The sequence below is a fragment of the Belnapia sp. AC561 genome (assembly GCF_979252845.1).
In genome coordinates this window covers 1-255 of record NZ_CEEDBP010000326.1, presented here as the reverse complement: position 1 = coordinate 255, position 255 = coordinate 1, and the positions used below count along the sequence as shown (strand labels likewise).

General features: G+C 55.3%; 1 protein-coding gene. It reads right to left on the bottom strand.

Translation table 11 applies throughout. From position 1 onward, the window contains the following. Window positions 1–255, bottom strand: a 255-nt coding sequence (locus AC0IW9_RS31275) for an EAL domain-containing protein (protein WP_471652184.1), incomplete at both ends; no start/stop codon positions are given.

Below are 255 nucleotides of genomic sequence, written 5' to 3'. Positions count from 1 at the left end.
GTCCATGGCAAAGGTCACGCCGATTTTTTTCAGGCGCAGCATTTTCGCGATGGTGTCGTCGATGTTTTGAATCACGATGCCTTCGGTGATTTCCAGCTTGAGCATCGAATGCGGCAGTTCGCTGTCGCGCAAGCTGTTGGAAACCCGCTCGACAAAGTTGTTCTGGCGGAACTGCAGTGGGCTGATGTTCACGCACAAGCTGAAGGTGTCAGCGTCGATCAGCCCGTCAGCCAACAAGCGGGCGCAGGCATGACA